The following is a 25387-nucleotide window of genomic DNA, read 5'->3' as shown; positions in this document are numbered from 1 at the left end:
GGCCAGCTGCCCGAGAGAGCGGACTCACACCCGCAGCGTGCGGGGCGGTACGACTGATTAGCGGTTCGCGGGGCTGGCGGTGTGACCGGCAGCCCCTGACCTGTCTGACTCGGGACTCGACATGACCAGCACCCTACCCGCGATCGATGCGCGGCGCATCGATCACCAGCTGGTCCTGCACCGCTCGCACCTCGCGGACGGTCTCCAGGAAGCCTGCCGCCCGGAGGCCGAAGCGTCCGAGGAAGACACCATCGGGGTGCCCCGCGCCGAGCTCTTCCGCGGCATCCCAGATGGCGGCGAAGGTCCCCGGCCCGGCGCTGCCGCCGTAGAGGATGCGCACGTCCCCCGAGCGACCGGCGAGCTGCCCGCGGATATGCGCGATGGTGGCCGCCACGTAGTCGCCGGGGGCCGGCTCGGGCTGCCCGATCGCCCAGCTCGGCTCGTAGGCGACGACGATCGGCCGGTCGCCGGGAACATCCGCGAACGCCTCCGTCAGCTGCCGGTCGATGATCGACCTGGCCGCCTCACCCCGTTCCGGCTCCCCGGCGATCAGGATGGGGACCACTCCCGCGTCGGACGCGGCACGGCACTTCTGTCGCACGTCGGCGAGGGTCTCGCCGAGGAGCTTCGCGCGCTCGGGGTGCCCGACCATGACCAGCGTCGCACCGACCTCCGACAGCACCTCGGCCGCCGTCTCGCCGGTGAAAGCCCCGAGACCGAAGGGCGAGACATCCTGCGCCCCGACCTGTGCTCCGATCTCGTCGAGCCCGTTGCCTGCGATCGAGATGACCGGGTCGGGCGTGCAGAGGAAGATGCCGTCGCCGCTGCGGGGACTCCCCCTCAGCTCGCCCACGACCTCGGCGACCCAGGCTCGCGTGTCGGCGAGGGTCGCGTAGGACTTCGAGCTGTGACCGATCATCATGGCTGGCAGCGTCATCGCTGTTCCTCCGTAGTCGTGGCGTTCAGGGTCGTCGAGCACACTCTCAGCAGCGCACTCGCCGCAAGTCTAATCCTGTGCGAACATGTACGTACAACTTCGTTTCGCGGCCTGGCCGCACGACCGGGTCAGGAGCACCATGGCAACGACGCCGAGCACTTCCCTCCACCGCGGACTCCCGCGTGCGAGCCCACGCGAACTCGCGAGCCGCACCTTCGACGTCATCGTCGTCGGCGCCGGCATCAACGGCGCCGCCGTCGCCCGCGAAGCCGCCATGCGCGGCCTGAGCGTCGCCCTCCTCGAACGCAGCGACTTCGGCGAGGGCACGTCCGCCTGGAACTCCCGCCTCATCCACGGCGGCCTCCGCTACCTGGAGCACGGGGAGATCCCCCTCGTCTACGAGTCGCTCCACGACCGCGAGGCCCTCCTCCACATCGCGCCGCACCTCATCGAGCCCATGCCCTTCATCGTGCCGCTCTACAAGCACAATCACCTCCCCGGCTGGATGTTCCGGATCGGGATGATCCTCTACGACGTGCTCTCCCTCCAGAAATCGCTGCCGTCGCATCGGCACCTCGGCGTGAAGGAGCTCGCCACCGAGTTCCCCGGCCTCCGCCGCAGAGGCCTCGGCGGCGGACTCCACTATTACGATGCGCAGATCGCGTACCCGGAGCGACTCGTGCTCGAGACGATCCTGAGCGCAAGCGACGCTGGCGCGCGCGTCGCGAACTACACGAGCGTGGACAGCCTCGTCCGCGACGGCACCGCCGTGACCGGAGTGGAGGCCACCGACCTGACGAGCGGCGAGCGCTTCACGGTGCGCGGCCAGACCGTCGTCAACGCGGCAGGCCCCTGGCTCGACGAGCTCTCCCTGCCCGCGGGAGTGAAGCGGCAGATCGGCGGCACCACCGGCACGCACCTCGTCGTCGACGAGTTCCCGGGCGCCCCGACCGCCACCATCTACTACGAGGCGTTCACCGACAACCGCGCGATCCTCGTCATCCCCTGGAACGGCAAGTACCTCATCGGCACGACCGACGACCGCTTCGACGGCGACCCGGGCAAGGCGCGCGGCACCGCGGCGGAGGTCGAGTACATCCTCAAGGAGACGAACCTCGTCATCCCACAGGCGAAGCTCACCAAGGCCGACGTGCTCTACAGCTACACCGGAGTCCGCCCCCTGCCCTTCGTCGACGCCGCCAAGACCGGTGCCATCTCGCGCAGCCACATCATCACCGCCCACGACGACCGCCTGGGCCTCGTGAGCATCGTCGGCGGCAAGCTCACGCCGCACCTCAGCCTCGCGAAGGAGACCGTCGACCTCATCGCCGACAAGCTCCTCGGGCGGAAGCTGCCCGCCTCCGGCGCGGCCAAGGCCACCCTGCCCGGCGCATCCTGGAGCAAGTGGCCGAGCACGTCCCTGCGGCGCACGAACCTCAGACGCGACCTCCCGTGGGACGAGGCGATCTCCGACCGCCTCGTCCGCGTCTACGGCGCCCGCGCCCTCGAGATCGCCGCCCTCGCCGCGGAGAGGACGCAGCTCGCGGCGGTCATCGGCGAAGGCCCCTCCGCCATCGTCGCCGCTGAGATCGTGTTCGCCATCGAGCAGGAGAGCGCCGTGCACCTCAGCGACATCCTGCATCGGCGCACGATGGTCGGCCTCGAGGGCGACCTCGCCGTCTCCGTCGCCGAGGAGTCGGCGGCCGTCGCGGCGGATGCGGCCGGTTGGTCGGCAGAGCGCGTCACCCAGGAGCTCGCCGACCACGCCGCGTACATCACTCGCTTCCGCGGCGGGCTCGACTAGCCACCCGATAGACGTGCCCTGGCTGGCTCCCCACGCAGCCGGCCAGGGGCACGTCCTAGACTCGACTGGTGCCACTCACCCGCACGCTCATCGACACCGCCGGCCGCAGGCCCGATCGCATCGCGCTCGCCGGCGACGGCGAGCGGCTCACCTACCGTCAGCTCTCCCGCTCGTGCGCAGCGGTGCGCGCGGGGGTGGAGACCCTCCTCGGCTCGTCCGAACCCGTCGCGCTCGGCGCCTCGTCGGCTGAGACACGAGGCGTGCCGATCGTGGCCGTCTCGCTGTCGCGCGCGATCGACGCGGCGCGGCTCCTCACCGGCGCCATCAGCTTCCGGGCCGTCGCCGCTGTCCTCGACCCACTGTGGCCGCTCGAGCACCGGCTCGAGATCCTGCAGCGCGTCGAACCCGCACTGGTGATCACCGACGACCCCAGCTTCGAGGAGCGCCTCCGAGCCTCCCCCTTCGCCGGAACCGTCGTCTCCCTCGCCACGTTCGACTCGGTGGCGGCGGACGCCCTCGCTCGGCGAGGCGACTCGGCGCCTGGCCCCGAGGTCCGACCCCGCGACGAGCCGTTCCTTCTGCTGTTCACCTCGGGCACGACCGACCTCCCCAAGGGCTTCCTGCGAACCCGGGGCAGCTGGGACCACAACGTGGACATCAGCCGCAGGTACCTCGGCGTCGAGGACGGCCGCTCGACGATCGCACCAGGCCCGCTCTCCTACAGCCTCACGCTCTACGCGCTCGTCGAGGTCCTCGCGACCGGCGGCTCCCTCTTCCTGCAGAGCCGCTTCGACGCGCAGGCCACCGCGCGGACCATCTCGACCGACCGCGTCGAGCGCCTCGTCGGCGTGCCCGCGATGCTGCTCGCGATCCTACAGGCCGCACGTCGCACCGAGCAGCCGCTCGACTCCCTGCTCGAGGTCATCACTGGCGGCGCGAACCAGCCGGAGCACACCCGCCGCAGCTTCGCGGAGACGCTCCCGACGGCGCACCTGCGCAGCTACTACGGCGCCTCCGAGATCGGCTTCATCGGGTACAGCGACGCGGGCGACGGCACGAGCCTCACTCCCTTCGGCGGCGTCGAGGTGAGCGTGCGCGACGAATCTGGTGCGGAGGTGCCCACCGGCGAGACGGGCACGCTCAACATCAGGGTCGGCTCAGCCGTCGAGCGCTACCTCGCCGCGACGAGCGCAGAGCGCATCACGGATGCCGACGGCTGGGCCAGCGTCGGCGACCTCGCCTCGTTCGCGGGCGGGCGCATCCAGCTGCTCGGCCGTGCAGGTGACGTCGCGGTCTCCGGCGGCCACAAGGTGTCCCTGCCCCAGGTCGAACGCGCGCTCGCATCCCTGCCCGGCTGCGAGCAGTGCTGTGCCGTCGCCCTCCCAGACGCCACGCTCGGCTCGATCGTGGCGGTCGTCGTCGAGGGCGAGGCGGAGTCGCTGCCCGCCAAGGCGCGGATGCGTGCGCACCTGCGTGCGCACCTGGCGCCGCAGTTCGTCCCCCACCGCCTCTACCGTGCCCGCGTCCTCCCGAGGACCGCCGGCGGGAAGATCCGCCGCGCCGCCGTGCTCGAGCTCGTCGACTCGGGCGACGCGGACCGGCTGTGAACCGCGCCGTCGTCACCGCCGTGGGAGCCGTCACGCCGAACGGGCTCGACGTGGCGAGCACCTGGTCGTCGCTGGTCTCCGGCAAGAGCGGCATCGGCCTCATCGCCGGCGTCGACGCCTCCGACCTCGCCGTGCGCGTCGCCGGAGAGGTGCGCGGCTTCGACGCCGCCTCCCACCTCCCCAAGCGGGACATCGCGAGACTCGACCGGCACGCGCACTACGCCGTCGCGGCGGCGGACGAGGCGATGCGCGCCACGGGCATCGCCACTGGCGCCCTGCCGTTCGATGCCAGCCGATTCGCCGTCACCATCGCAACCGGCTCGGGACCCGTCTCGCTCACCCAGGATGCCGCGCGCGTCCTGGATGCCTCAGGCCCTCGCCGGGTGCCGCCTGGCGTCGTCGTGTACGGCGGCCCCGACGCGGCAGCCGCGTACCTCAGCGAACGCTACGGCGCGCGCGGGGCGAGTTCCGGGCTCTCGGCGACGTGCGCCAGCGGCACCGTCGCGCTCGGCGAGGCGATGCGCACCATCAGACACGGCTACGCCGACGCGGTGCTCGTGGTCGCGGCCGACGACTGCCTCAACCGCGTCAACCTGGCCGTGAACGCCACGCTCGGCGCCCTCGCGCTCGGCCACGAGGATGCGCCCGAGACCGCCAGCAGGCCCTTCGACCGCGGACGCCACGGCTTCGTCATGTCGGCCGGAGCGGCCGCCCTCCTCGTCGAGTCAGAGACCAGCGCACTTGCACGGGGCGCGGAGATCCTGGGCGAGATCGCGGGATACGGTGCGACGTCGGACGCCTACCATCCGACGGCGCCGAGGCCGGACGGGAGCGGCGCGATCGCCGCCATGCGCTCCGCCCTCGACGACGCGAAGCTCAGCACCGGCCAGCTCGACCACGTCAACGCGCACGGCACGAGCACGCCGCTGAACGACGCCATGGAGACCGCCGCCCTGCGCGAGCTGCTCGGCGCCCGCCTCGGAGAGGTGCCCGTCACCGCGAACAAGTCCGCGACCGGGCATCTGCTGGGCGCCGCGGGCGCGCTCGAGGCCGTCATCTCGCTGCTCACCATGCGCGATTCCCTGATTCCACCGACCCTCAACCTCGACGACCCCGAGTTCCCAGAGCTGGACGTCGTGGCGCGCGAGGCCCGCCCCGCGCGCATCCGAACCGTGCTCTCGAACTCCTTCGGCTTCGGCGGGCACAACGCCTCGATCCTGCTGCGCAAGTTCGTGGCGCCCGCCCGCTCGCGGGATATCTAGAACGCCGGCGGCACGTCAAGCGACTCGAGCGTCTCCCGCACGTGGTCGCTCGTGAACGCCTTCTCGAGCGCCGCGATCTCGGGCGTTCCGAGCATGTCCTCGCGCGTGACGAGCGTCACGGCGAACTGAGGGTCCTGTTCGACGGCGAGACCGTTGTCGACCGGCGTCAGCCCCAGCTGGCGCGCGAACGAGGGCAGGTTGAAGACGGCATCCGCCTCTTCGTACGCCGTGTTGAGCTGCAGCAGGTCGACCTGCGTGATCGTCAGCTCGCGCGGGTTCTCCGTGATGTCGGCGACCTTCGCGGTGAACCGCTCGACGCTCGGGTCGAGCGTGATGATGCTCTGGTCGGCGAGCAGCTGCAGGGCACGTGCCGCGTTCGCGCTGTCGTTCGGGATGACCACGCTGCCGCCTTGCGGCAGCTCGTCAAGCGAGCTGAGGGTCTTCGAGTAGAACGCCACGACCGTCGAGTAGATCGGCTTCACCCCGGCGAGCGAGGCGTCGTTCTTCGTGTTGAACTCCTCCATGAAGGGCACGAACTGCACGAAGTTCGCATCGATCTCTCCGTTCTCGACGAGCACGTTCGGCTGCACGTAGTCCGAGACGGGCACCAGCTCGATCTCGTAGCCCTTCTCGATGACCTCGGCCGCCGCCTCGACGACATCCGTCATGGGCGTGACCGTCGCGGCGACCTTGATCGTGACGACGTCGCCACCCGCTTCCCCGGCGGACGGAGAGCACCCTGCGGTCAGGAGGGCGAGGGAGCCGACAGCCAGTGCGGCGCCGATCGAGCGGAGGCGGAGTCTCATGGCGGTTGGTTCCTTTTCGGGTCGTACAGGAGGCGGATGGGCGTCGTCCGACGGGGAGTCAGCGGCGGTCGAGGGCGACCGAGAGCCGGTGGCCCCCGGTCTGGAGGAGCTGCACGCAGACGATGACGATGACGATGGTCGTGTACATGAGCGGGTAGTCGTACTCCTGGTAGCCGTAGCGCAGGGCGAAGTCGCCGAGCCCTCCGCCCCCGACGACACCGAGCACCGTCGAGTACGAGAGCAGGCTGATGGCGGCCGAGGTGAGCGCGTAGACGAGCCCGCTGCGCGCCTCCACGAACAGGAAGCGGGTGATGATCTGCCCGGTACCGGCGCCCATGGACCTGGCGGCGTGGATCACACCGGAGGGCACCTCCAGCAGGATCTGCTCGACGAGGCGCGCGTAGATCGCGACGCCCACGAAGCACAGCGGGAACGTCGCCGCCTGCGTGCCGAACGTCGTGCCGAACACGAGGCGCGTGAGCGGGATGAGGAACACCACGAACAGCAGGAAGGGGAACGACCGGACGACGGTGACGTAGAGGTTGGCGATCCGCCACAGACCACGATGCTCGCGCACCCCACCCGGCCGCGTCAGGTAGATGAGGACGCCGAGCGGTAGCCCGAGCACAACCGCCGCCGCGAGCGAGAACACGAGCATGTACCCGGTCTCGGCGAGGGCCTGGCCGATCGCGTCGGCGTTGCCGGTCAGGGAGGAGACGATGCTGTCGATGAGCTCCATCACGACTCGAGCATCCGCTTCGCGTGCTCGGCGTAGGAGCCGCGGTCGTCGCGCGCGCTGTGCTCGACCGAGACGATGCCCTGCAGGCGGCCCCGGTCGAGGATCGCGGCCCGGTCGCAGATGGCCTTGACTGCGGCGAGCTCGTGGGTGACGAGCGCGATGGTCGTGCCGAAATCCTCGCGCGTCGAGGCGAGCAGCCGCAGGATGTCGCTGGTCGTCCGCTCGTCGAGCGCCGAGGTCGGCTCGTCGCAGAGCAGCAGCGGCGGCCGCGTCACGAGCGCGCGTGCGATGGCGACGCGCTGCTTCTGCCCGCCCGAGAGCTGAGCCGGGTAGTCGCCGCCGCGATCGCCGAGACCCACGTAGTCGAGCAGCTCGTCGACGAACGCCGGATCCTTGCGCCGCTGGAGCCGCAGCGGGAGCTCGACGTTCTGCCGCGCCGTCCGGTTCGCGAGCAGGTTGAAGCTCTGGAAGACCATCCCGATTCGGCGGCGAAGGCCACGACGCTCGCGCTCGCGCATCGCAGACGGGTCGGCGCCCTCGATGAGCACCGTCCCCTCGCTCGGCGTCTCGTCGGCATCGAGGAGCCGCAGCAGCGTCGACTTCCCGGCGCCGGACTCCCCCACGATGCCGAGGATCTCGCCCCGTCGGATCTGCAGGTCGATGCCGTCGAGCGCTGGCGTACCCGCCCCGTATCGCACCGTGACGCGTTCGAGAGCGGCCACGGGGCCGGGATCAGGCATGCACGCTCCGTCGTTGTTAGATTGTGTACAACTATAGCGCCGAGCCGTCGGATGCGGAACCCCGCGCACGCAGAAGCGGGGCGCATCCGGAAGAATCCGGATGCGCCCCGCTCGACACCTGCGACGCCCGCCGGTGAACCGGCAGCGCCTGCAGAGTGAGGCCTACGCCTCGACGACCGGCACGGCCGTCGTGATGACACCACGCGTCGCGAGCGCGTCGACGACGCGCCCCTTCGCACCCTCGGCCGACTTCGCGAAGATCGCGAGGTGCGCGATCTCCTTCGCCTGCTCGAGCGTGACGCGCTTGAGCGCGGCGCGGACCTCGACGAACGCGGGAGGAGCCATGGAGAGCGAGCGAACGCCGAGACCCACGAGCACGATCGCCAGGTTCGGGTCGGCCGCGGCCTCGCCGCACACACCCACGTTCTTCTGGTGGTGCTCACCCGCCTCGCCGATGCGCTCGATGAGGCGCAGCACGGCAGGGTGCCACGGGTCCTGGAACGCCGCGACGCTTCCGAGGAGACGGTCGGCCGCAAGCGTGTACTGCGTGAGGTCGTTGGTGCCCACGGAGACGAAGTCGCTCGTCTCCAGGATCTGCTCGGCCAGGAGCGCAGCCGAGGGAACCTCGATCATGCTGCCAGCCGTCATGAGGCCGTACTCGCGAGCCAGCGCCGTGAAGTGCTCGCTCTCGTGCGCGTCGGAGACCATGGGAGCCATGACCCAGACCTTCGCCTCGGTCGCAGCCTGCGCGTTGGCAAGCGCCTGGAGCTGGTCGCGGAGGATCTGCTCCTTCTTCATGAGGACGCGGATGCCGCGAAGGCCAAGTGCCGGGTTGGGCTCGTCGGCCTCGGTGAGGAACGCGAGGGGCTTGTCGGCACCGGCGTCGAGCACGCGCACGACGACCTTCTTGCCGGGGAAGTGGGCGAGCGCCGCCGTGTAGTCGGCGGTCTGCTTCTCCACCGACGGGGCCGTGTCGCTGTCGAGGAAGAGGAACTCGGTGCGGAACAGGCCGACACCCTCGGCGCCGAGCGCTGCCGCGCGCTCCGCATCCACGGGCTTGCCGATGTTCGCGAGGATCTGCACGGGCGTGCCGTCGGCGAGCTCGCCAGGCTCGACCGGAGCGGCCTTCATCGCCGCGACGCGGTCGATCTCGGCCTGGGCCTCCGCGATGCGCTCGGCGGACGGCTCGGTGATGACCTGGCCCTTGGCCGCGTCGACGACGATGGTCTCGCCGTCGCGGAGGCTGTCGGCCTCCTTGACCGCGACGACCGCGGGGAGGCCCTTCTCGGCCGCCAGGATGCCGGTGTGCGCCTTCGGGCTGCCGTCACGGGTGACCAGCGCGAGCACCTTCGACAGGTCGAGCTTGGCCGTGTCGGCGGGCGCGAGGTCGTGCGCGACCAGGATGAACGGGGTGTCGCTCGACGGCACCTCGGGTGCAGGAACGCCGCGGAGCAGGGCGATGACGCGCTGCGAGACGTCACCCAGGTCGGTGGCGCGCTCTGCGAGGTAGCCGCCGAGGCTCTTGAGCATCTCGGCGAACGAGGAGAATGACTCGAAGACGGCACGCTCGGCGGTCTTGCCACCCTCGGTGGCCGCCTTGATGCTGTCGGCGAGCGACGGGTCGGCAGCCATCATGGCCTGCGACTCCAGCACGTTCTTCGCCGCGCCGTCGACGGTCGCTGCTCGAGCGGTCAGCGCCTCGCCGGTCTCACGGAGTGCGGCGATCGCACGCTCGTACTCGGTCGCGGCGTCGCCGGTGGCGCGCTCGTCGGCCGGTTCGGGGAGCGGATCAGGCATGCGCAGGACTTCACCGAAAGCGACGCCGGTCCCGACGCCAAACCCCGTGTATTTCATAGCAACTCCTTCGTGCTGGTAACTCAGACAGCGTATCGGCACAGCAACGTAGGCTTCGACCGTGACCGAGCAAGACTCAACCAAGAGTTCGCGCAGTTCCACTTTCGCGCCGCCGTTTCCGAAGTTCCCCCCGGAGGCGCCGTTCGGCGAGCGCATGCAAGCACTGGTCGCCTGGGCCCAAGCTACCCGCCCCGCCCGAGTCTTCGCCCATTTCGGGGCGAGAAGTGCTTCGGTGCTGGCCGGCGGCATGGCCTACTCCGCTATCTTCTCCATCTTCGCGGGCATCTGGCTACTCTTTTCTGTCGCCGGCATCTTCCTCGCGACGAACACCGAGCTCCGCGACGGGCTCATCGGAGTGCTCAACTCATCCCTGCCCGGACTCATCGGCGAGCAGGGTGCGATCGACCCGAGCCTCCTCGAGAGCACGGGAGCCTTCGGCTGGGCGAGCGCCATCGCCCTCATCGGTACCCTCGGCACCGCGCTCGGCTGGCTCGGGCAGGCGCGCACGGGCATCCGGACGATCTTCGACGTCCCCGTCGCGACCAAGCGGAGCTTCGTCGTCCAGAAGCTCATCGACCTCGGCTTCCTCCTCGCGTTCGCCGTGGCCCTTGCGATCTCGACCGCACTCACGGTGCTCTCCTCGACCTTCCTCTCGTCGCTGCTCGAGACGGTCGGCATCGACGAGTCGAGCGGGTTCGCGCTCGTCGTCATCCGCATCGTGACGATCCTCATCCTCCTCGCGTTCGACACCGTCGTCTTGGCCGGCATCCTGCGCATCCTCGCGGGCCTGCGCATCCCCACGCGCTCGCTGTTCTTCGCCGCCTTCCTCGGGGCGATCATCATCGGCATCCTGAAGCAGGTCTCGACGGCCCTCATCGGCGGCGCCACGAGCAATCCGCTCGTCGCGTCCTTCGCCGTGCTCCTCGGCCTCATGATCTTCCTCAACCTGCTCTGCACCGTGCTCCTGCTCACCGCGGCGTGGGTCAAGGTGACGATGGATGACATCGGTGCCTCCCCGAGGCTCCTCACCGCCAAGGAGGCCCGCGAGGAATCGTCCGACACGATCCTCCGTGCCGAGCGCGAGAAGATCGCGACCCAGGTGATCGAGTCTCGGGAGCGACTCAACGCGGCACCTCGGTTCTTCCGGTGGAAGGCCATGGCCGAGTACCGGGCTCTCCTGCGTGAGCAGCGCAGGATCGAAGCCGAGGCGCAGCGACGCCGATTCCAAGGCGGACGCGTCTAGACGACGCGCCCAAGATGAGGGGCGCCAGGGGACAGGCGACCGGCGACGCCGAGTGCCCGTGTCGGTGGTCCCGTCTAGACTCGAGCGCATGCCAAGAACCATTCGCATCGCGTCAGTGAACGTCAACGGAGTCCGTGCCGCCTACAAGAAGGGCATGGGCGAGTGGCTCGCCGAACGCGAGGTCGACATCCTGGCACTGCAGGAGGTTCGCGCCCCCACGGAGGAGCTGCACAAGCTCATCGACACGTCCGATTGGGACCTGCACGACCACCTGGCGACCGCGAAGGGCCGCGCCGGCGTCGCCATCGCCTCCCGCATTCCGATCAGCGCCGTCCGCACCGAGCTCGGCCCGGACGATTTCGACTCGGCGGGCCGCTGGCTCGAAGCCGACTTCGACATCGACGGCACCCCGCTCACGGTCGTGAGCTGCTACGTCAACTCCGGCGAGGCAGACACCCCGAAGCAGGACGAGAAGTGGAAGTTCCTCGACGCCATGAGCGCGAGGCTCCCCGAGCTGCAGGCGCACAGCGCCCACTCGCTGATCGTCGGCGACCTCAACGTCGGCCACACGAAGCTCGACATCAAGAACTGGAGGGGCAACGTGAAGCGGGCCGGCTTCCTCCCCCGCGAGCGCGCCTACTTCGACCGCATCTTCGGCGAGCACGGCGCGAGCGTCGAAGGCGCAGACGGCAGCACCGGAACCGGGCTCGGCTACGTCGACGTGGGCCGCGCGCTCACCGGCGAGGTCGAAGGCCCATACACGTGGTGGTCGCAGCGAGGCCAGGCGTTCGACAACGACACCGGATGGCGCATCGACTACCAGGTCGCGACCCCCGAGCTCGCCAAGCGCGCCGTCTCCTACGCCGTCGACCGCGCCGCCAGCTACGACACCCGCTGGTCGGACCACGCGCCCGTCGTCGTCGACTACACGTTCTGACCTCCGGGGTCGTCGCCCCGCATCCGCCCGCACCGGCCCACCCCACTCGCACGACCAACCGCACGACCTCGAGGATCTCCTGATGACCAAGCCAGTGCTCTTCTCCGGCATGCAGCCCTCCGCCGACTCGCTCCACCTCGGCAACTTCATCGGCGCGCTCAGCAACTGGGTGCCCATGCAGGAGGACTTCACGGCCATCTACTGCGTCGTCGACCAGCACGCCATCACCGTGCCCTTCGAACCGAGCTCGCTGCGCGAGCGCACTCGGGTGACGGCGGCGCAGTACATCGCGGCAGGCATCGACCCCGAGAAGTCGATCCTCTTCGTGCAGTCGGCGGTGCCCGCGCACGCGCAGCTGCAGTGGGTGCTGTCCACCATCACGGGCTTCGGCGAGGCCAGCCGCATGACGCAGTTCAAGGACAAGTCGCAGCGGTACGGCGCAGACACGACGACCGTCGGCCTCTTCACCTACCCCGTGCTCATGGCCGCAGACATCCTGCTCTACCAGGCCGCGTCCGTGCCCGTCGGCGAAGACCAGCGCCAGCACATCGAGCTCACCCGCAACCTCGCCGAGCGGTTCAACTCGCGCTTCGGCGACACCTTCGTCGTGCCGGAACCGCACATCATGAAGGAGACCGCGAAGGTCTACGACCTCCAGAACCCAACCGCCAAGATGTCGAAATCGGCGGAGTCGGACGCTGGCCTCCTCCGCCTGCTCGACGACGAGAAGGTCACGCGCAAGAAGATCATGCGCGCGGTGACCGACGCCGACGGCGAGATCCGCTTCGACCGCGAGACCAAGCCAGGGGTGTCGAACCTCCTCACCATCGCCTCCGTGCTCTCAGGGTCGTCGATCGACGAGATCACGGCGCAGTATGCGGGCGGCGGCTACGGCGACCTCAAGAAGGGCCTCGCCGAGCTCGTCGAGTCCACGTTCGCTCCCATCCGCGAACGGACCAACGAACTCCTGGCCGACCCCGCCGAGCTCGACCGCATCCTGGAGCGCGGCGCAGAGCGGGCAAGCGAACTCGCCCTCACGACGCTCGACGAGGTCTACGCCCGCGTCGGCTTCCCCAAGCCGAGACGCTGACCTCGCCAGTTCCCTGAGAGGCGAGCTGGGCACTTCCCACACCCCAGCTGATCGCACCATTTCTGCCGAATCTCCGCGCTAGGATGACGCAATGCCCGAAACGCTCGTCATCATCCCCACCTACAACGAACGCGAAAACGTCCGCTCCATCGTGGACCGTGTTCTCGGGGCGGACTCGCGTATCCACGTGCTGGTCGTCGATGACAACAGCCCAGACGGCACCGGCGACATGGCCGACGAGATGGCCGCGGCCGACGAGCGCGTCACCGTGCTGCACCGCGCCGGCAAGCTCGGTCTCGGCACCGCCTACCTCGAGGGCTTCGCGCTCGCAGCCGAGCGCGGCTACACCTACGTCTTCGAGTTCGACGCCGACGGCTCGCACCCGCCCGAGCGACTGCCGGAGATGATCGACGCGCTCGATGCTGGCGCAGGCCTTGTCATCGGAACCCGCTGGATGCCCGGCGGGCGCACCGAGAACTGGCCCCTCCAGCGCCAGATCCTCTCCCGCGGCGCGTCCATCTACGCCCGCGTGCTGCTGCAGAGCAAGATCCGCGACATCACCGCCGGCTACCGCGGCTACCGCGTCGACCTCCTCCAGGGCTTCGACCTCGGCCGCATCAAGAGCGCCGGCTACTGCTTCCAGATCGAGATGGCCTGGCTCTTCGAACGCTCCGGCATTCGCGTGAGCGAAGTGCCCATCACGTTCGTCGAACGCCAGGAAGGCGCATCCAAGATGTCGAGCGACATCATCGTCGAGGCCGTCTGGCGCGTGTTCGCCTGGGGCCTCGGCTACCGACTCGGCGCGCTCTCGCGCCTGACCGGTCGTTGAGCGAAGGCGATTCCATGAGCGACGCACCCACCTCCTCCGTCACCTTCGAGGCCGAGACCTCGATCCCCACGCGCCACGGGGTCCTGCGCTTCCGCGCATACACCGACGACGCCGACGGGCAGCTGCACCTCGCGATCATCTCCGGTGAGCCCGAGAACGGCGCCATCGTGCGCGTTCACTCCGAGTGCCTCACGGGTGAGGCCTTCGGCTCGCTGAAGTGCGAGTGCGGGCCGCAGCTCGACGCCTCCCTCGAGGCGATCGGTCGCGACGGCGGCATCGTGCTGTACCTCCGCGGCCACGAGGGCCGCGGCATCGGACTCCTCAACAAGCTCCGCGCCTACGCCCTGCAGGAGCAGGGGCTCGACACGGTGGATGCGAACCTCGCGCTCGGCCTCCCCGCCGACAGCCGTGCCTACACGGCAGCCGCCCGGATGCTCGATGACCTCCAGATCTCCCGCATCCGCCTGCTCACGAACAACCCCGCCAAGGCCGAGGCCCTCGAAGCGCACGGCATCACGGTCGAGGAGCGCGTGCCCCTCGAGGTGGGGCGTGAAGACGCGAACCTCGCCTACCTGACCACCAAGGTCCAGCGCATGGGTCACATCATGAGCGAGCTTCCCCAGCTGCCGAACGACGACGCCGCCAGCTGAGCACAGCCGGAACCGCATACCTCATGCGGCCCACGATTGGGTAGTGGGCCAGCGAAAGCGACGAATGACGTGTAACCTCGTCTCGGCCGGAAGCCACAAGCATCCGACCGAGCACGCGTCAATCCACCTCGCATCCGCACGGTCCGACGCGTTCCACCCACCGCTGCTCTGAGCTCAAGCACCGCGCAACCCGCACCGAAACCGCGACTCACCAGCGAGCCAGCTGTCTCAGGAGCAACGTGTCATCCCCCAGCAAGACCAAGACCGGAGCGTCCGTCGAGGAGTTTGAGGTCAAGAACTCCCGCGGCAAGGTCCTCACCGCGAGCCTCGTCGGAACCTCGATCGAGTTCTACGACTTCTACATCTACGCGACCGCCGCGAGCCTCGTCTTCCCGGCCCTCTTCTTCCCGAACGACAACGAGACGACGGCACTCCTCGCCTCGTTCGCCGTCTTCGGCGTCGCCTTCATCGCTCGCCCCATCGGGTCGATCCTCTTCGGCCACTTCGGCGACCGCATCGGCCGCAAGGGCACCCTCGTCGCGACGCTCCTCACGATGGGTATCGCCACCTTCGCGATCGGGCTCCTCCCGACGGCGCTCACGCCCGGCTGGGAGATCCTCGCGCCGACGCTGCTCGTCATCATGCGCTTCTGCCAGGGCCTCGGCCTCGGCGGCGAGTGGAGCGGCGCGGCCCTCCTCGCCACGGAGAACGCCCCGGCGAACAAGCGCGCCATCTACGGCACCTTCCCGCAGCTCGGCGCCCCCATCGGCTTCATCCTCGGCAACCTGCTGTTCGTGCTGCTCTCCCACTTCATGAGCGACGAGACCTTCTTCGCCTGGGGCTGGCGAGTGCCGTTCCTCCTCAGCGCCATCCTCGTCATCGTCGGCCTCTGGGTGCGCATCAGCCTCCTCGAGACGCCCGCGTTCGAGAAGGTCGTCGCCGCAGGCGAGGTCTCCAAGGTTCCGCTGTTCGCAGCGTTCAAGACCAGCTGGCGCCAGATCATCCTGGGCACGTTCATCATGCTCGCCACCTACGTGCTCTTCTACATGATGACCGCGTTCACTCTGTCCTTCGGGACGAAGGCCACGACCGAGCAGGCTGCCGCGAAGGCCGAAGCAGCCGGCGAGGCGTTCGACCCGGCAGCCTGGGTGCCAGGTCTCGGCTACATGCGCGAGCAGTTCCTCATCATGCTCATCGTCTCCGTCGTCTTCTTCGGCATCTTCACGCTCGTCTCCGGCCCGCTCGCCGAGAAGTACGGCCGCCGCAAGATGCTGCTCTGGACCACCGGCGCGATCTTCATCTTCGGCTTCGCCATGACGCCGCTACTCGCTGGCGGATTCATCGGCACGCAGGGAATGCTCGTCATCGGCATGACGCTCATGGGCCTCACCTTCGGCCCCATGAGCGCCGTCCTCCCCGAGCTCTTCCCCGCCAACGTGCGCTACACCGGAAGCGCCATCGCCTACAACCTCTCGAGCGTCTTCGGCGCCGGCTTCGCGCCGACCGTCTTCATCGCGCTCTGGGCGTTCGGCGACGGCAGCCCGTTCTGGGTCGGCGTGTACCTCGCCGGCGCCGCGGTCCTCACCTTCGTGGCGCTGCTGATCTCCAAGGAGACCCGCGACATCGCATACGTGACCAACACGAAGTAGTCGCCGCGCCTCATCGACGGGGGCCGTGCATCCACTGCGGATGCACGGCCCCTTGTCGTCTGCCTGCCCAGCGGGCCGGGAGGGGCGGATGCCCCAGGTCGGGGCGGGTACCCTTGGCGGGTGCGCGCACACGACTGCGCGCCATCGGCGTGCGCGCATCTCGGCGCGCTGCGGGCGAAAGGCCAGGAGTTTGGGCGACAAGCCAGTGGATGCAGGAGCAGTTGGCAGCGGGGAGACGGCGCAGAAGAAGCGCAGGGGATTCCCCGGGCGACCGGCTCGTGAGGCGTCGGGCGCACCGAGGGCGACCTTCAAGCAGCTCCTCCCGCACCTCCTCGTCAACAAGCCGCTGCTGGCGGGCATCATCGCCATCAGCGTGCTCAGCTCGGCGTTGAGCCTCGCCCAGCCGCTGCTCGTGAACGTGCTCATCGGCCAGGTCGAGGTCGGCACCATCGCCGCCTGGGTCGTGTGGGTGCTCGTGGGCGCCGTGGTCATCGGCGCTATCGCCAACGGGGTCCAGCACTTCCTCCTGCAGCGCACGGGCGAGTCGATCGTGCTCAACACGCGACGCCGCCTCGTCGCGAAGCTCCTGCGGCTGCCGGTCGCCGAGTTCGACGCCCGCAGGACGGGCGACCTCGTCTCCCGCGTGGGCAGCGACACCACCATGCTCCGGGCCGTGCTCACGCAGGGACTCGTCGAAGCCATCGGTGGCGCCCTCACCTTCATCGGTGCCGTCGTCGCGATGATCGTGCTCGATGGCGTCCTGTTCCTCATCACCTTCGCCGTCGTCGTCGTGGCCCTGCTGCTTGTCGTAGGCATGTCGATGCGCATCCGCGAGGCCAGCGCCGCGGCCCAGCAGAAGGTGGGCGACCTCACCGCCTCCGTCGAACGCGCCATCTCCTCGGTCAGGACCGTGCGGGCGTTCGGCGCGACCGAACGCGAGGAGCGCCTCGTCGACACCGACGCGGTCGGCGCCTACCAGCGTGGCCTCGACGTGGCCCGCATCTCCGCGTTCATCGTGCCCGTCGCGGGCTTCGCCATGCAGGGCGCGCTCATCGCGGTGCTCGGCGTCGGCGGCCTGCGCGTGGCGGCAGGCGAGCTGAGCATCGCGAACCTCATCGCCTTCATCATGTTCCTGTTCATGATGATCATGCCGCTCGGCCTCTTCTTCGGCGCCCTCACCGCGGTGAACACCGCCCTCGGCGCGCTCGGGCGCATCGAGGAGATCATCGCGATCCCCGAAGAGGGGGCAGGCGACCGCGACGAGGCGGCGCTGGTCGTCCTCGAGGGGCCGGCCAACGAGCGCGGGGCACCGGACGCGCCCGCCGTGGAGTTCGAGGACGTCACCTTCCACTACCCGGAGGACGTCGTGCGCGCGCGGGCAGCTCGCGAGCGGGCAGCCGCGCGGCTCGAGACGATCCGCCGAGAGTCGTCGCGCGGCGGCATGGCAGCGGCCATGACGGGCGCCGCGTCCGACCCCGATGCTCGACTCTTCGCGGAGGACGGGGCTCAGGCGCGCGTCGAGGCGCCGCTGGTGCTCGACGGCGTCAGCTTCGCGCTGCGCCGCGGCGAGCGCCTCGCCCTCGTCGGCCCCTCCGGCTCGGGCAAGTCGACGGCCCTTGCCCTGCTCGAGCGCTTCTACGACCCCACGGGTGGCAGTATCCGCCTCGGCGGCGTGGACCTCCGCTCCATCGACCGACAGCAGCTGCGCGCACAGCTCGGCTACGTGCAGCAGGACGCGCCCGTGCTCGCCGGAAGCCTGCGCGAGAACCTCCTCCTCGGCCGACCGGACGCCGACGACGTCGCCTGCGAGGAGGTGCTCCGCGAGGTGAACCTCGGGGACGTCCTCGACCGCAGCGACGACCGGCTCGACACCCAGGTCGGCGAGTCCGGCGTCATGCTCTCCGGCGGCGAGCGCCAGCGCCTCGCGATCGCCCGCGCCCTGCTCTCGGCCCCGCCCATCCTGCTGCTCGACGAGTCGACGTCAGCCCTCGACGGTGCCAACGAGCGGCTCATGCGCGACGCCCTGGACAAGGTCTCGGAAGGTCGAAGCGTCATCGTCATCGCCCACCGCCTGTCGACGGTCGTGGACAGCGACGAGATCGTGGTCCTCGAGCACGGTCAGGTGCTCGGCCGCGGCAAGCACCTCGAGCTCGTCGACACGGTCCCCCTCTACCGGGAGCTCGCACAGCACCAGCTGCTCCTCCCCCGCTGAGCCGGCCAGCTGGCCCGCACGCGGGCAGGAGCGCTACTCGACGGTGACGCCGGCGGCACGCAGCTCGTCGAGAGCCGCCGCGCGGGACGCTGCGGCCACGGCTGAGGTGAGGCCGTCGACGACACGCACCGCGAACCCCTCCCGGTGGGCGTCGAGCGCGGATGCCCGCACGCAGTGGTCGGTCGCGATGCCCACGACGTCGAGGTGGTCGACGCCGCGAGCGCGCAGCGCCTCGGCGAGCGGCTCGCCCTCGGCGGTGGCCCCGTCGAAAGCCGAGTAGGACGGCGAGCCCTGCCCCTTGAAGATGTGGAGGTCGACGAGCTTCGTGTCGAGCGCGGGGTGGTAGTCGGCGCCCGGCGTGCCGGCCACGCAGTGCTCCGGCCAGCTGTCGACGAAGTCGGGCTGCGGGTGGAAGTGCCCACCGTTGTCGCTGTCGGCGTCGTGCCAGTCGCGCGAGGCGACGACGACCGCGTAGTCCTCGCCGTGCTCCGCGAGGTGCTCGGTGATGCCAGCGGCCACGGCGGCACCACCGGCTGTCTCGAGGGCCCCACCCTCGGTGAAGTCGTTCTGGACGTCGACGATCAGCAGTGCGCGGCTCATGCCCCCAGTCTGCCGCAGCGTTCCTGGATGAGCCAGGCGCATCCGCGCCCGCTCAGCTCGTCGCTCACCAGTTGGCGAGGGATGCGCCGCACGAGTAGGCGCGGGCGGCGATGCTGTCGAGCGCGTCGCGGTTGGCGGGCGTCACGGCGCCGACGACGAAGAACGCGAAGGTCAGCCTGCTGCCGTCCGCGGCGGTCATGTAGCCGGCGAGTCCGTAGACCTCGTTGATCCACCCGGTCTTCGCGGTGATGGCGCCTGGGGGGACGCCCAGGGAGGTGAGCCTCGTCTGGAGGGTGCCGGTCTGGCCGGATGCGGGCAGGTCGTCGAGCATCTGGGACGCGGCGATGTCCGGCTGCGAGATGGCTTGCAGCAGCTCGGCGACGAGTTCGGGCGGAACTCGGTTGTCGGCGGACAGACCGGAGCCGTCCGCGAGGACGAGGCCGTCGGCGTCGAGGCCGAGGGTCGACAGTGCCTGGCTGGTCGAGGCTTGGATGGCGGCGAAGTCGGTGCCGACACCCTGCTCGATCGCGACGAGCCGCGAGAGCATCTCGGCGACGTTGTTGTCGCTGTCGATGAGGGCGTAGTGCACGAGTTCGGAGACCGGCTGCGACCAGACCTCCGCGAGCAGCGTCGCGCCCTCCGGCACGGTGCCGCTCGCGCCTGCCGTCGCGGCTCCGAGCCTCGTGGCGAACGCGCCAGCGGCGGCGCCGCTCGGGTCATCCGTGCGGGGCGAGACGAGGCTCGCCGGGTTCTGGCGTCCGCCGTCGACCATGAGCGCCGAGATCGGGCTGATGTAGCCGTCGGTGCGGTCCGCCTGCAACCACGACGGCTGCCACTCCGGCCCGCTGAACGCCGACTTGTCGACGAGCACCTGGGTGAGGGGCGTGCCGGAGAGGCTCGGGTCGCTCGCCCAGGCCGTCCGGGTCTGGGCGGCGAGGTCGACGAGCGTCGCGGTCGCGCCGGAGTAGTAGCTGCCCGCGCCGGTGTCGGTGGAGGCGAGGGTCACGTCCCCACCTCCCACGATGACCACCGAGCCCGGCTCGCTGCCTGCGTAGACGCGTGTCGGGATGCGGAAGTCCGGGCCGAGCACCTGCATGGCCGCGGTCGTGGTGAGGAGCTTCATGACGGATGCCGTCGGCACCGCGTCCGTCGCCTTGCGCTCGTAGATCGCCTCGCCGCTCTGCGAGTCGACGACCACGCCGTGGAAGTCGAGGGCTCCTGCGGCGCTCGCCACGTCCTCGATGGAGCAGGTTCGCATCGGCTCGGCGGCGGTGGCCTCGACGGGTGCCACACGAACCGCGCCGAGCGACTTGGCGGGGAGGACCTCGGACGTGCCGGCGAACGCCGGTGCTGCTGCTGCGAACCCGGCCGCGCCGGCCGCGAAGCCCCCTCCGAGTGCGAGGACGCCCGCCAACGCGAAGCCGACGAGGCGACTGGCGACTGAGCGCGGGGACTTTCCTGACCTGGCCATGTCACCTCCGGGCGGAACGAGGGGCCGCGTCGTCGTTCGACGGCACGGCAAGCTGCAAGTCTAGCCAAGCGATGCGGGCGCCGCGCCTGACCGAGGATTCGGGGAGGCCTCCTGCCCGCTGGCGCGCTCGGCGGGGCAGGCGGGAGACTCGAGCCCTCAGCTCAGGCCGGCAGAGCGGAGGTAGTGGAGCAGCAGCGTGTCGTCGCACTCCAGGACACCGGCAAGGGCGAGCGGGTGCTGCGCAAGCGTCTCCGAGTGCGTGATGCGCCCACCCTGCCCACCAACCGACGCCGGCGAGATCGTCAGGCAGAGCTCGTCGAACGCGCCCTGAGCGTTGACCTCGCCGAACAGCGAGGGCCCGCCCTCGCAGAGCACCTCCGTGTGGCCAAGCTCGCGCAGCATGGCGCGGAGCTCGGTGACGTCGAGGGTTCCAGGGCGCTCCGGATGCTCCGGCACGGTGAGCACGGTCGCGACCTCCCGGAACGGTGCGAGCCGCTCGGGATCGGAGACGGGAGTCACCACGATGGGCGGTACGGGTGCATCCGCGAACATCTCGTGCTTCGGGTCGAGCGCGAGACGGTTCGAGACGATGCCCAGCGTCGGATGTGGGGGGCGCCCCCGCTCTTCGCGCCAGGCCACGGAGGGCTCGGAGACTCGAAGGCCCACGTAGCCTTCGTCGCGAAGGGTGCCAGCCCCCACAAGCACAAGGTCCGCGAGGCGACGCAGCAGCTCGAACACACGATGGTCCGCGGCGGTGCCGAGGCTCCCCGACCTGCCGTCGCCGCCCATCGCAGCCCCGTCGACGCTCGCCACGAAGTTCAGCCGGAACGCCCCGTTCGCGGGGTAGGCGTAGTGGGCGAGCAGCTGCTCGTCGTCGAGCTGCTCACGGGCACCCGCAGGACCGAGCAGCGAGCGGATCGCCGAGAATGGAGCGTTCATGCTGAGAGCATGCCACGCAGACGTGGACGGCAGTGGTGAGTCGAGTGCGAACTTGGGGGCGCCCTAGACGTTGTGTCGCGTGTACGCGGGCGCGCGGAGGCCGAGGATCGCCTCGGTCATGCGGGTCGCGTCGACCGCCTCTGGCACGTTGTGCATTCGGACGATGCGAGCGCCGAGCAGGATGCACGCGACGGCCGCCGCCAGCGACCCGGCTACCCGCTCCCGCTTCGGCCTGTCGAGGCTCTCGCCGATGAAGTCCTTGTTGGAGACCGCGGCGAGGGAAGGGAAGCCCAGCGACGAGATCTCGTCGAAGTGCCGTGTCAGTGCGAGCGTGTGCAGCGTGTTCTTGTTGAGGTCGTGCCCCGGGTCGACGATGAGCTGGTCCTCCCCGACCCCCAGCTCGATGGCCCGCTCGGCCCGTGCCTGCAGGAACGAGCGCACCTCTCCCACCACGTCGTCGTAGTGCGGCCGGGCGAGCTCCGCCCGCGGGGCCGCGACGCTGTGCGTGATGACGAGCTGAGCACCCGAGCCCGCGACGACCCGCGCGAGGTCTTCGTCGCGGAGGCCGCTCGTGTCGTTGATGATGCCTGCGCCCGCTTCGAGGCACGCCTCGGCGACGCGTGCACGGTAGGTCTCCGCGGAGATGGGGATGCTGGTCCGCTCCCGCACGGCACGGATCACGGGCACCACCCGGCTGATCTCGTCCTGCTCGGAGAGCTCCTCACCTGGCGCGAAGGGCTGACCGCCGATGTCCACGATGTCCGCTCCCGCCCGCTCGGCGGCGAGCACCGCATCCACGGCGCTCTCGAGCGCGAAAGTCGCCCCATCGTCGTAGAACGAGTCGGGGGTGCGGTTCACGATCGCCATGACCGCCACCCGGCGAGAGAAGTCGAACCCCTCCCCCTCGCCGAGGCGATGGACCGGGCTGCGCAGGCCCGGGAATGCCAGGGGCGGGTGCTGGTCGGGGTCTTGGTGGTGCCGGCGCTCGAGCATCTCATCAGCGTAGGCGAGGCGCGCTGAGGAGCGCGGCCGACTCGGTGCCGCCGGAGAAGACGAAAGCCCCTCCGCACCGAAGTGCGGAGGGGCGATGGGGCCGCCTGCGAGAATCGAACTCGCGACCTATTCATTACGAGTGAATCGCTCTGCCGACTGAGCTAAGGCGGCCTGCCTGCAGCTCAACTCCCTGGGGCGCTGAACTCGACACCAAAGCATAACGCACACTCAGCTCAAGTGCACATCGGGGTGTCGGAGTCAGCAGACGAGGCCCTCTGCGGGCACCGTCCCGTCGATGAAGTACGCGTCGACCGCGCCCGTGACGCAGCTGTCGCCCTGCGTGTAGGCGAGGTGCCCTTCACCCTCGAAGGTGACGAGCGTGGCCGATTCGAGCTGCTCGGTCACTGCCTCCGCCCACGCGTATGGCGTGGCCGGGTCGCCCGTGGTGCCGATGACCAGCACGGGGTCCGCACCCGCTCCCGTGACGGGCGCGAGCTCGTTGGTGGATGGGAACGCCCACTGCTGGCAGGTCGTGTCGCCGAGCGCTTCAGGGCCGGGGATGCCGATGGGGGTCGACTCCGCGATCTGCCGGTTGAAGTCGGCGATCTTCGCGGGATCGGTCTCGACCGGGTAGTCGAGGCAGTTGATGGCCGTGAACGCCTCGAACATGTTGTCCGCGTAGGTGCCGTCGGGCTCGCGCCCGTAATAGGAGTCGCTGAGCGCGAAGAATCCTGCCGGGTCGCCGGTGGCCTCGTAGGCGGCGAACGCCTCGCTCAGGTACGGCCAGCTCTGGTCGTTGTACAGGGCCGAGCTGATGGCGGTGTCGATGACGCTGCTGGTGAGCTTCCGCCCGTCGGCGTTGTTGGGGAGCGTGTCGTCGGCCTCGGCCATGAGGGCGTTGATCTTCGCGATCGCGTCGTCGACGCTGCCCGTGAATGGGCAGCTGGTCGTCGTCAGGCAGTCCTCGAGGTAGGTGCGGGTCGCTTCGCCGAACGCGCCCTGCTGGGCGAGCACGACCTCGAAGGTCGAGAGCGTGGGGTCGGTCGCGCCGTCGAGCACGACGCGTCCGACGGTCTCGGGGAACATGTCGATGTACTGCGCGCCGATGTCGGTGCCATACGAGAACCCGAAGTAGTTGACCTTCGGGTCGCCGACGAGGGCTCGCATCATGTCGAGGTCCTTGACGGTGCTCTTCGTGTCGACGAACTCGAGGAGAGCCCCCGTGTTCTCGAGGCAGTCGTCGGCGAACTCCTTGGAGTTCGCGGTCACCGCGTCGATGATCTGCTGGTCGGTCGCCGTCTCGGCGTCGAGTTCCTCGTCGACGCCGTAGAACCATTCGTCCATGCCTGCGTCGTCGCGGCAGTCGACGGCGCTCGATTCCCCGACGCCGCGCGGGTCCCAGCCCACGATGTCGAAGTCGTCCATGAGCTCGGGCGTGAAGACGTACTCGGCGCTGTCGCGGACGAAGGAGATGCCGGAGGCACCGGGGCCACCCGGGTTCGTGAAGATCGTGCCGAGGGGGTTGCCGCTCGCTGCTGGCACCTTGACCATGGCGAGCTCGATCTTCTCGGACGCCCCGTCGCCCCAGTTCATGGGAGCTTCTGCGGTGGCGCACTCGCGCCCGTTGCCGCAGTCGCCCCAGTCGAGGTCCTGCTCGTAGTACGCCTGGATGCTCGGCTCGAGCCCGGAGGGCACGAGCTGCGCGTCTTCCTGCGGCCCGCGGTCTCCCGACGTTCCGGGTCCCGAGAGGGTCGTGATGAGCGTGCATCCGCTGAGCGCGAAGATGACGGCGGCTGTGAGGAGCGAGGCGCCGATGCCCCGCGCCGTCGCTCGAGCGCGGGTGGTCGTTCTGGTCATGATGCTCCCTGCTGCTTCTGCGTCCAGCTGATCAAGAATGCCTCCAGCACGAGCGCCACGGGCACGTTCGCGGCGAGTCGTGCGCGAGCCTTGCTGACGGCGTCGATGCTGGTGAGCACGTCGTCGGAGCTGCGGGAGCCCGTTGCGGCTTCCAGCTCGCTCCTCCGGTGCTCGTTGACGAGCTCGACGGGCAGCTCGAGCTGCAGCATGAGCAGGTCGCGCAGCAGGGAGACGGAGTCGGTGAGGATGCGATCGATCGCGTCGACCTGCCCTCGCTTGGCCCGGCGCTTCTGGTGCTCCTCGAGCTCGCGGATCTGGCCGCGCAACTGCCGTGGCACCGCCTGTCCCGGTGTGAGCCCGAGCGAGCGGAATGCCGCGGCGCGCTCGTGCTCGTCGCGATCGGCGGCGTTGGCGGTTGCATCTTCGTCGGCGATGGTGACGAGCTGCGCAGCCTTGCGAACGGCCTCGCCGGTGGTGCGGATGTCGAGCAGCCCGTCGAGCGACGCGTCGCGCCTCCCCCAGGCGTCTTCGCTGGTCGCAAGGCGCTTGGCCATGCCGACGTGGCTCTGCGCTTCGCGGGCGGCACGCAGCGCGGTGTCGGGCTCGATCCCGTCCCGCCGGACGAGCAGGGCCGCGACGTCTCGAACCGCGGGGACGCGCAGGCGCACGCTGCGCACTCGCGAGCGGATGGTCGGCAGCAGGTCGGCCTCGCTCGGAGCGCAGAGCACCCAGACGGTCGATTCCGGCGGCTCCTCGATCGCCTTGAGGAGGGTGTTGGAGGTGCGTGCGACCATGCGGTCGGCGTCCTCGACGATGATGACCCTGTAGCGCCCGGTCATGGGGGACATGGAGGCGCGTTCGACGAGCTCGCGGGCGGTCTTGATGTCCAGCTGCACGGTCTCGGTCACGACCGCCGTGAGGTCGGGATGTGAGCGGGCGCGCACCTGCACGCACGACGGGCACACCCCGCATCCGCCGTCCGGGCAGAGGAGCGCGGCCGCGAAGGCGTAGGCCATGTTGCTTCGGCCGGAACCCGGAGGGCCGGTGATGAGCCAGGAGTTGGTCATGCCACTCGGGTCGATCGCTCCCCGCTTCGAGGCTTTCGCCGCGTTGGAGAACAGCGCTATCGCGTCGTCTTGACCGGACAGGTCGTCCCAGACGGTCACGG

General features: G+C 69.8%; 21 protein-coding genes and 1 tRNA gene. 10 read left to right on the top strand and 12 right to left on the bottom strand.

All coding sequences use genetic code 11. From position 1 onward, the window contains the following. Window positions 1–133: 133 nt before the first annotated feature. Window positions 134–937, bottom strand: a complete 804-nt coding sequence (locus tag C5E06_RS03500) for a triose-phosphate isomerase family protein (protein WP_104306013.1) — start codon at window positions 935–937, stop codon at window positions 134–136. Between the two features lie 139 nt (window positions 938–1076). On the opposite strand from C5E06_RS03500, the gene C5E06_RS03495 reads away from it, so the two are divergent. From C5E06_RS03495 to C5E06_RS03485, 3 genes are all read left to right on the top strand, one after another. Continuing rightward, window positions 1077–2741 (top strand): glycerol-3-phosphate dehydrogenase/oxidase, encoded by a 1665-nt coding sequence (locus C5E06_RS03495; RefSeq protein WP_104306012.1) that lies wholly within the window; start codon window positions 1077–1079, stop codon window positions 2739–2741. A gap of 68 nt (window positions 2742–2809) precedes the next feature. Continuing rightward, the gene (locus C5E06_RS03490) at window positions 2810–4348 is read left to right on the top strand and encodes a class I adenylate-forming enzyme family protein (RefSeq protein ID WP_104306011.1); all 1539 of its coding nucleotides are present in this window, start codon (window positions 2810–2812) and stop codon (window positions 4346–4348) included. Then, on the top strand, window positions 4345–5610 hold the full coding sequence (locus tag C5E06_RS03485; protein ID WP_104306010.1) for a beta-ketoacyl synthase: 1266 nt from the start codon (window positions 4345–4347) through the stop codon (window positions 5608–5610). Before C5E06_RS03490 ends, C5E06_RS03485 begins: the two co-directional genes overlap by 4 nt. On the opposite strand, the gene C5E06_RS03480 is transcribed toward C5E06_RS03485, so the two are convergent. From C5E06_RS03480 to ptsP, 4 genes are all read right to left on the bottom strand, one after another. After that, on the bottom strand, window positions 5607–6416 hold the full coding sequence (locus tag C5E06_RS03480) for a MetQ/NlpA family ABC transporter substrate-binding protein (protein WP_104306009.1): 810 nt from the start codon (window positions 6414–6416) through the stop codon (window positions 5607–5609). The two genes, C5E06_RS03485 and C5E06_RS03480, sit on opposite strands and share 4 nt — an antisense overlap. A 58-nt stretch (window positions 6417–6474) precedes the next feature. Then, on the bottom strand, window positions 6475–7155 hold the full coding sequence (locus tag C5E06_RS03475; protein ID WP_104306008.1) for a methionine ABC transporter permease: 681 nt from the start codon (window positions 7153–7155) through the stop codon (window positions 6475–6477). After that, on the bottom strand, window positions 7155–7895 hold the full coding sequence (locus C5E06_RS03470) for a methionine ABC transporter ATP-binding protein (protein ID WP_104306007.1): 741 nt from the start codon (window positions 7893–7895) through the stop codon (window positions 7155–7157). Before C5E06_RS03470 ends, C5E06_RS03475 begins: the two co-directional genes overlap by 1 nt. Window positions 7896–8057: 162 nt before the next feature. Beyond that, a complete protein-coding gene (gene ptsP, locus C5E06_RS03465; protein ID WP_104243127.1) occupies window positions 8058–9749 on the bottom strand; it encodes a phosphoenolpyruvate--protein phosphotransferase in 1692 nt (563 codons plus the stop codon). A gap of 154 nt (window positions 9750–9903) precedes the next feature. Here ptsP and C5E06_RS03460 point away from each other — a divergent pair, with 154 nt between their 5' ends. The 7 genes from C5E06_RS03460 to C5E06_RS03430 all read left to right on the top strand — a co-directional run bounded on the left by C5E06_RS03460 (window position 9904) and on the right by C5E06_RS03430 (window position 18359). Continuing rightward, on the top strand, window positions 9904–10992 hold the full coding sequence (locus C5E06_RS03460) for a YihY/virulence factor BrkB family protein (RefSeq protein ID WP_104243129.1): 1089 nt from the start codon (window positions 9904–9906) through the stop codon (window positions 10990–10992). Between the two features lie 88 nt (window positions 10993–11080). After that, window positions 11081–11929 (top strand): exodeoxyribonuclease III, encoded by an 849-nt coding sequence (locus tag C5E06_RS03455; RefSeq protein WP_104306006.1) that lies wholly within the window; start codon window positions 11081–11083, stop codon window positions 11927–11929. Between the two features lie 82 nt (window positions 11930–12011). Next, window positions 12012–13019 carry a tryptophan--tRNA ligase gene (trpS, locus tag C5E06_RS03450; RefSeq protein WP_181059507.1) on the top strand — a complete coding sequence of 336 codons (1008 nt, stop codon included), beginning with the start codon at window positions 12012–12014 and terminating at the stop codon, window positions 13017–13019. Between the two features lie 91 nt (window positions 13020–13110). Further along, complete coding sequence (locus tag C5E06_RS03445) at window positions 13111–13848, top strand: polyprenol monophosphomannose synthase (protein ID WP_104243135.1); 738 nt, start codon at window positions 13111–13113, stop codon at window positions 13846–13848. 14 nt (window positions 13849–13862) lie between these two features. Then, the gene (ribA, locus tag C5E06_RS03440; protein WP_104243138.1) at window positions 13863–14498 is read left to right on the top strand and encodes a GTP cyclohydrolase II; all 636 of its coding nucleotides are present in this window, start codon (window positions 13863–13865) and stop codon (window positions 14496–14498) included. Between the two features lie 239 nt (window positions 14499–14737). Continuing rightward, entirely contained in the window at window positions 14738–16147 is a 1410-nt protein-coding gene (locus C5E06_RS03435; RefSeq protein WP_104306005.1) for an MFS transporter, read from the top strand. Between the two features lie 190 nt (window positions 16148–16337). Next, on the top strand, window positions 16338–18359 hold the full coding sequence (locus C5E06_RS03430; protein WP_228497213.1) for an ABC transporter ATP-binding protein: 2022 nt from the start codon (window positions 16338–16340) through the stop codon (window positions 18357–18359). Between the two features lie 33 nt (window positions 18360–18392). Here the strand turns inward: C5E06_RS03430 and C5E06_RS03425 are convergent, their stop codons facing one another. The 7 genes from C5E06_RS03425 to C5E06_RS03395 form a co-directional block, all read right to left on the bottom strand. Then, window positions 18393–18959 (bottom strand): isochorismatase family protein, encoded by a 567-nt coding sequence (locus C5E06_RS03425; protein ID WP_104306003.1) that lies wholly within the window; start codon window positions 18957–18959, stop codon window positions 18393–18395. 64 nt (window positions 18960–19023) lie between these two features. After that, on the bottom strand, window positions 19024–20430 hold the full coding sequence (gene dacB / locus C5E06_RS03420; protein WP_104306002.1) for a D-alanyl-D-alanine carboxypeptidase/D-alanyl-D-alanine-endopeptidase: 1407 nt from the start codon (window positions 20428–20430) through the stop codon (window positions 19024–19026). 156 nt (window positions 20431–20586) lie between these two features. Then, complete coding sequence (locus C5E06_RS03415) at window positions 20587–21369, bottom strand: dihydrofolate reductase family protein (RefSeq protein WP_104306001.1); 783 nt, start codon at window positions 21367–21369, stop codon at window positions 20587–20589. Window positions 21370–21432: 63 nt separating this feature from the next. After that, window positions 21433–22362 carry a dihydropteroate synthase gene (gene folP, locus C5E06_RS03410; protein WP_104299712.1) on the bottom strand — a complete coding sequence of 310 codons (930 nt, stop codon included), beginning with the start codon at window positions 22360–22362 and terminating at the stop codon, window positions 21433–21435. 95 nt (window positions 22363–22457) lie between these two features. Beyond that, window positions 22458–22533, bottom strand: a tRNA-Thr gene (locus tag C5E06_RS03405). Between the two features lie 87 nt (window positions 22534–22620). Continuing rightward, entirely contained in the window at window positions 22621–24219 is a 1599-nt protein-coding gene (locus C5E06_RS03400) for an alpha/beta hydrolase (protein WP_104243152.1), read from the bottom strand. Beyond that, window positions 24216–25385, bottom strand: a complete 1170-nt coding sequence (locus tag C5E06_RS03395) for a DNA polymerase III subunit delta' (protein WP_104243154.1) — start codon at window positions 25383–25385, stop codon at window positions 24216–24218. Before C5E06_RS03395 ends, C5E06_RS03400 begins: the two co-directional genes overlap by 4 nt. Window positions 25386–25387: the final 2 nt, after the last annotated feature.

It is taken from the genome of Pseudoclavibacter sp. RFBI5 (assembly GCF_002931395.1).
In the GTDB taxonomy this organism is placed as follows: Bacteria; Actinomycetota; Actinomycetes; order Actinomycetales; family Microbacteriaceae; genus Pseudoclavibacter.
This window is presented reverse-complemented; position numbering and strand designations above follow the sequence as displayed.

What these genes read in the sequence shown, in the direction of transcription:
- C5E06_RS03500 (WP_104306013.1), bottom strand. Translation starts at nt 937, where the DNA reads ATGACGCTGCCAGCCATGATGATCGGTCACAGCTCGAAGTCCTACGCG.
- ptsP (WP_104243127.1), bottom strand. Translation starts at nt 9,749, where the DNA reads ATGAAATACACGGGGTTTGGCGTCGGGACCGGCGTCGCTTTCGGTGAA.
- C5E06_RS03480 (WP_104306009.1), bottom strand. Translation starts at nt 6,416, where the DNA reads ATGAGACTCCGCCTCCGCTCGATCGGCGCCGCACTGGCTGTCGGCTCC.
- C5E06_RS03400 (WP_104243152.1), bottom strand. Translation starts at nt 24,219, where the DNA reads ATGACCAGAACGACCACCCGCGCTCGAGCGACGGCGCGGGGCATCGGC.
- C5E06_RS03455 (WP_104306006.1), top strand. Translation starts at nt 11,081, where the DNA reads ATGCCAAGAACCATTCGCATCGCGTCAGTGAACGTCAACGGAGTCCGT.
- C5E06_RS03470 (WP_104306007.1), bottom strand. Translation starts at nt 7,895, where the DNA reads ATGCCTGATCCCGGCCCCGTGGCCGCTCTCGAACGCGTCACGGTGCGA.
- ribA (WP_104243138.1), top strand. Translation starts at nt 13,863, where the DNA reads ATGAGCGACGCACCCACCTCCTCCGTCACCTTCGAGGCCGAGACCTCG.
- C5E06_RS03415 (WP_104306001.1), bottom strand. Translation starts at nt 21,369, where the DNA reads ATGAACGCTCCATTCTCGGCGATCCGCTCGCTGCTCGGTCCTGCGGGT.
- C5E06_RS03460 (WP_104243129.1), top strand. Translation starts at nt 9,904, where the DNA reads ATGCAAGCACTGGTCGCCTGGGCCCAAGCTACCCGCCCCGCCCGAGTC.
- folP (WP_104299712.1), bottom strand. Translation starts at nt 22,362, where the DNA reads ATGCTCGAGCGCCGGCACCACCAAGACCCCGACCAGCACCCGCCCCTG.
- dacB (WP_104306002.1), bottom strand. Translation starts at nt 20,430, where the DNA reads ATGGCCAGGTCAGGAAAGTCCCCGCGCTCAGTCGCCAGTCGCCTCGTC.
- C5E06_RS03495 (WP_104306012.1), top strand. Translation starts at nt 1,077, where the DNA reads ATGGCAACGACGCCGAGCACTTCCCTCCACCGCGGACTCCCGCGTGCG.
- C5E06_RS03445 (WP_104243135.1), top strand. Translation starts at nt 13,111, where the DNA reads ATGCCCGAAACGCTCGTCATCATCCCCACCTACAACGAACGCGAAAAC.
- C5E06_RS03475 (WP_104306008.1), bottom strand. Translation starts at nt 7,155, where the DNA reads ATGGAGCTCATCGACAGCATCGTCTCCTCCCTGACCGGCAACGCCGAC.
- trpS (WP_181059507.1), top strand. Translation starts at nt 12,012, where the DNA reads ATGACCAAGCCAGTGCTCTTCTCCGGCATGCAGCCCTCCGCCGACTCG.
- C5E06_RS03425 (WP_104306003.1), bottom strand. Translation starts at nt 18,959, where the DNA reads ATGAGCCGCGCACTGCTGATCGTCGACGTCCAGAACGACTTCACCGAG.